The 4,401-nt window shown below is 64.2% G+C and carries 4 protein-coding genes and 1 tRNA gene; 1 reads left to right on the top strand and 4 read right to left on the bottom strand.

Features of this window, described 5'->3' with window-relative positions:
- Nucleotides 1-152: 152 nt before the first annotated feature.
- Nucleotides 153-647, bottom strand: coding sequence for a prolyl-tRNA synthetase associated domain-containing protein (locus AUC71_RS14950; RefSeq protein WP_069624881.1), 495 nt, complete (start codon nucleotides 645-647; stop codon nucleotides 153-155).
- 163 nt (nucleotides 648-810) lie between these two features.
- Between AUC71_RS14950 and AUC71_RS14945 the strand changes: the two genes are divergently transcribed.
- Nucleotides 811-885, top strand: a tRNA-Gly gene (locus AUC71_RS14945).
- A 38-nt stretch (nucleotides 886-923) separates the two neighbouring features.
- Here the strand turns inward: AUC71_RS14945 and AUC71_RS14940 are convergent.
- From AUC71_RS14940 to AUC71_RS14930, 3 genes are all read right to left on the bottom strand, one after another.
- Nucleotides 924-2,132 carry an autotransporter outer membrane beta-barrel domain-containing protein gene (locus tag AUC71_RS14940; protein WP_069624880.1) on the bottom strand — a complete coding sequence of 403 codons (1,209 nt, stop codon included), beginning with the start codon at nucleotides 2,130-2,132 and terminating at the stop codon, nucleotides 924-926.
- Nucleotides 2,129-3,727, bottom strand: coding sequence for an autotransporter outer membrane beta-barrel domain-containing protein (locus tag AUC71_RS22075; RefSeq protein ID WP_069624879.1), 1,599 nt, complete (start codon nucleotides 3,725-3,727; stop codon nucleotides 2,129-2,131). The genes AUC71_RS14940 and AUC71_RS22075 overlap by 4 nt, the downstream gene beginning before the upstream one ends.
- Before the next feature lie 178 nt (nucleotides 3,728-3,905).
- A partial coding sequence (locus tag AUC71_RS14930) for a phosphate ABC transporter ATP-binding protein (protein WP_141701748.1) occupies nucleotides 3,906-4,401 on the bottom strand: 496 nt, incomplete at its 5' end.

Here is a 4,401-nt window from a genome sequence, read left to right as displayed (position 1 = left end):
CACCGCCCTCGCCGAGGATCGGGGTGTCTATCGTCATGCTCCACTTTCCGGGGGCGGCGCGAAGCCAGGGACAGGGAGGCCGCCGCTCTCAGGAGCCCAAAGATGGGCCGCGCGGGCTCATTTGGCAACCGTGGCCGCTCCCGCGAGACGCCTCACCCGAGCGGCAGGATCACGGGAACATGCCCGCAGGCTTCTATGAACTTCAGCAGATCGTCGGTGGCGACCCGCGTGGTCGCGCTGTTGGTCAGGGGGTGGGCGTTGACCTCGGAAAACTCCAGCAACGCCTCGTCCACGACCACGGCCGCAAGCGCCCGCGCGCTTTCGTTTATGAGCGCAAAGGCCGTGACCGAGCCCGGCTCGATCCCCAAGACGTCCATCAAGAGCTCGGCCTTGCCGAAACTGAACCGGCCGAAGCCGAGGCGCTTCGCCAGCCCCTTGAGGTCGACCTTGGTGTCCTCCTTGGCGACGACCAGCACCAGGCGGCCGTCCTTGTCCTTGAGAAAGAGATTCTTGGTATGGGCGCCCGGGATCGTACCGCGCAGGCTTTGCGACTGCTCGACCGTGAACATCGGCGCATGCTCCATCGTTGTGGAGGCGATACCCAACTCCTCCAGCCGGGCGAACAGCGTGGCGCACTTGGAATCCATTGCTTTCAGCGTGGGCTTCGGCTAAGGGGGAGCCCCTTGACGGGGGCCGGCGGCGGTCCTCGGAGAACGCAAGCGGGCCGTATAGACAGCCCAGGCGCGATCCACTACAAGGCAAATGACCACCCCGAAACCTGAAATTCAAGGCTTACAGGTGGTTTGGAGTGCGGGTGTAGCTCAGGGGTAGAGCACAACCTTGCCAAGGTTGGGGTCGTGGGTTCGAATCCCATCGCCCGCTCCAATTTTCCCGACATGCTGTGGCTGGCAGGTCCGCTTTCCTTAGAAGCGGAGCGAGAGTTCGCCCCTGAACGCGTTCTCGCGCACGCTCTCGGCGAAGGCGCCCAGATAGGCGACGCCGATATGGGCTTGGGAGCCAAGCGCGGCATCGAGTCCGGCGCCGAGCAGCACGCTGTCCTCGGCAAGCGGCACGCCATACACCACGAACGGATCGGCCTGTCCGGCGAAGGCAAGCGCCGCGCCGGGTTCCCGCTCTCCGAAGGCATGCTGCCAGGCAATGCTCCCGTGGAATTCGACCTCGGTGCGTTCCGACAGGCTGAACAGCGACGTTGTCCGGACGCCCAAGGTGGACGCCGTGGAGGAAAAACCTTCGCTGCGGCCCGCCAGCGCCGCAGGGCCGCCCCGTTCCTCGAACCTTCCAGTGTGGACGTCAAAAAGCCCGAGTCCCGCGAAGGGCTCGATCTCCGTCACGCCAGGACCGGCTCCTCCGAGACTCATCGCGTAACCAGCCTCGCCAAACAGCTGGAACGTGCCGCCGTCGTAGTCGGCCGCCACGCTGTCGCTGAAGCCTGGAAACACAACGTGGCGGTTGGTCTCGATATCGAGCCAGGAGTACGCGGTTCCGAAATAAAGCGCCGCGCCATTGTCCCAAGGATGCCCGCCCGAATAAGCGCCGAGCGTGAACCCGTCCGCCGAGCCGGACGATCGGCGCGCGTCGAGATCGAAACTGGATTGCCCGGCCCCAGCCACCAGTCCGCCGCGCCAATCGGACGCAAGATCGGCGTCGAAGCCCGCAATGAATCCGCCGCCGTTGCGCTCGACCTCGGCGGCGTTGCCGTTGCCGTCGTTCTCGCCGAAGCCGCCATAGCCCTGGGCCCAGACCGCGACGGGATCGGCACGGTCCGCACGATCGGAAACCTGCCGCAGACGTCCGAGAATCACATCTCTCGTAAAGTCTGCGTCTTCGATCATCACGGTTTGGGCCGAGGCGTAGATCTCGCCGGAGATCGCATCGAGCGCCGCGGGAGCGGTCGCGAAGTTGAGCTTGGCTAGAGCCTCGAGCAACGCCCTCGACTCATCGAGCTGATCGGCGCCGAACGCGGCCGCCCGTTGGTTGCGCGTGCGGCCGGCGGCCACGAAGGACACGTCGCTGCGCCCGACCTCCACGATCACGCTGTCCGACGTACTGAAGGCCGAGACGCCGAGGAAGGGAAAAGCCGCGCCGCGCGTACCGAATGCGGGCGCGCTCACCTTGACGCACCGGTGACACCCCCGTCTGCGGTCAGCACCGTGTAGCGTCCGAACCCCGGCGTCCAGGCGCTGTCCGGCAAGACCAAGAGTTCGGCATTGTTGATCGTCGCGGACCCGCCGACGACAATCCGGTCGCTTTTGCCTGAGCTGCCGATTTCCGCGGCGTAGGTGGACCCGGCCCCTAACGAGACGTCACCGTCCACCCGCAACGTACCGATGGAACGTCCGGGAGCGACCAGTCCGCCGGACAGGGCGGTGAGTGCCCCGACCGCGCCGGTGCCGCCGAGCGTACCATCGGACAGCGTGAAGGGTGCGGGCGTCGAGCCGTCCAGGTAGACCGTGCCGCCGCCGGTGACGTGGACGGGCCCCGTGTTGAGATTTTTTCCCGCCAAGGTCAACAGGCCCGGTCCGGTCAAGGTGAGCGCGGCATTGCCGGACAGCGTACCGCCTAGCATCGTGGTGCCAAGCGAGGTGATCGTCGAATCGTTGCCGATGAAGATTGGCCGCGTCGACGAAAAACCGTTCGGCAGAACGAGCGCGCCGGCAAGTGCGATTGCGCCTGACGGTCCCAAGTCCGCGTCGCTTGTGGGTTGGTACGTCCCGGTGATCCACGTCGTGATCGGCGAGAAATAGGCTCGTCCCGAGAAGTAGTCATAGGCGATGGCGTAGGAGTTGTAGAACTGAGCGCCGGAGTTGAAGCCCGGCGGCTCCCCCTCCGGACTTGCGAGCACGTTGAATTTGTCGACCCAATTCGTGTCGCCCGCGACGAAGGTCCGCGTGATGCCAACGCTCTCGATGGTAATGGTGATCCGAGTGCCGGCGGGAAGATCGCCGGTTGGTAGCGGTGGCGCCGTGAATTGCGCGTCGGATTCGCCGGTGTCGAACGACGTCACGTCGCATTGCTCGGCGTTGCCCTCGACTTGGAAGCAGGCTTCGATCGACTTGAGCTCCCAGGCCAAGGGGGCGAACTGTTCGATTGGCGTGTTCACATTCATAGATGTCAGTGTTGTGGACGGCATGCCTTGAATGTTGTTCGCCGTGAGCCCGACAATGATCGATGGTGTCGGGCCGGTCGCTGCCACCATGTACCCGGAGGCGAGATTGTCGGGTAGGAAAGCCAAAGGGTTGAAGAGCCCCGTGGGTACGCCTGTCTCGCCTTCGGACAGCTTGTATTGGTAATAGCGTACGCCCATCACGCCCACGCGATCGTCCATGCAGCTGGTGCCGCCACCTGAGCAGGTGAAGTTCTCGATCACGCCGACACGGACCGTCTCCGTTTCCACCGTCCCGGTCGCCGTTTTGAAGGAGACGATGGTTTCGCCGACATAGCCGGTGAATTCTGTCCCGTCCTCATAGCCATACTCGAAGGGTATGCCGGTGTTCGTGACGTCCGGTCCGACGACGGACTCAAGGACGTAGAACCCGGTGGACCCCACATCGAATGTGACGTTGCCCTGAGCGCCGCCGCCGACACCGACTGTGATCAGGTTTGGGAAGGCGTCGCTACCTTTGTAGCTCAGAGGAAGCGCAACACTGTCAGGCGTCTCGGCCCACGCACCACTGATGCCACCACCGATACCGGAGACCAGCGCCATCGCTCCAGCGCAAAGCCATGTCCGTGTCTGACGGCAACCCCACATCAGCGATTCCCTGTCGCGCTAACGTGGAAGCTTAGTCATGTATGGATGACACCCCAAGGCTTGATGCGGCGTGGCTGCGACGTGGCGGCGAAGATTGTGGATAGAAGCGTGGCAAACACGCGGTGAAAAGTGCCTAGCCGAATTCTCCCGAGATAAAGGCCTGCGCCAGCGCGCTGCGTGGCGCGCTGAAAACCTGATCTGCAGGTCCTGCTTCCACCAGCTTGCCTTCGTAGAGGAACAGCACGTAGTCGCTCACCCGGCTTGCCTGGGCCACGTTGTGCGTGACGATGATCACGGGGAAATCACCACGAAGATCCCGCACATGCTCCTCGATGTGACGCGTCGCGGCGGGATCGAGCGCCGAGCACGGCTCGTCCAGGAGGAGTGCTTGCGGCCTTGTCGCCAGCGTGCGCGCCAGGCACAAGCGTTGCTGCTGCCCGCCGGACAGCCGCTCGGCCCCCTCGTGCAGGCGGTCTTTCACCTCGTTCCATAAGCCGACACGGTCGAGATAACGCTTGGCGTAGTCGCTGCGGTCCTCGCCGTTGATCTGACCGTGGAAGGCGGCGCCGAACAGCACGTTCTCCAGGATCGACATGGGAAATGGCACCGGCCGCTGATGGATGATGCCC

Source organism: Methyloceanibacter marginalis (assembly GCF_001723295.1).
Classification (GTDB): Bacteria; Pseudomonadota; Alphaproteobacteria; order Rhizobiales; family Methyloligellaceae; genus Methyloceanibacter; species Methyloceanibacter marginalis.
Note: the sequence above shows the minus strand (reverse complement) of the source record. Positions and strands in the feature narration are given on the sequence as shown.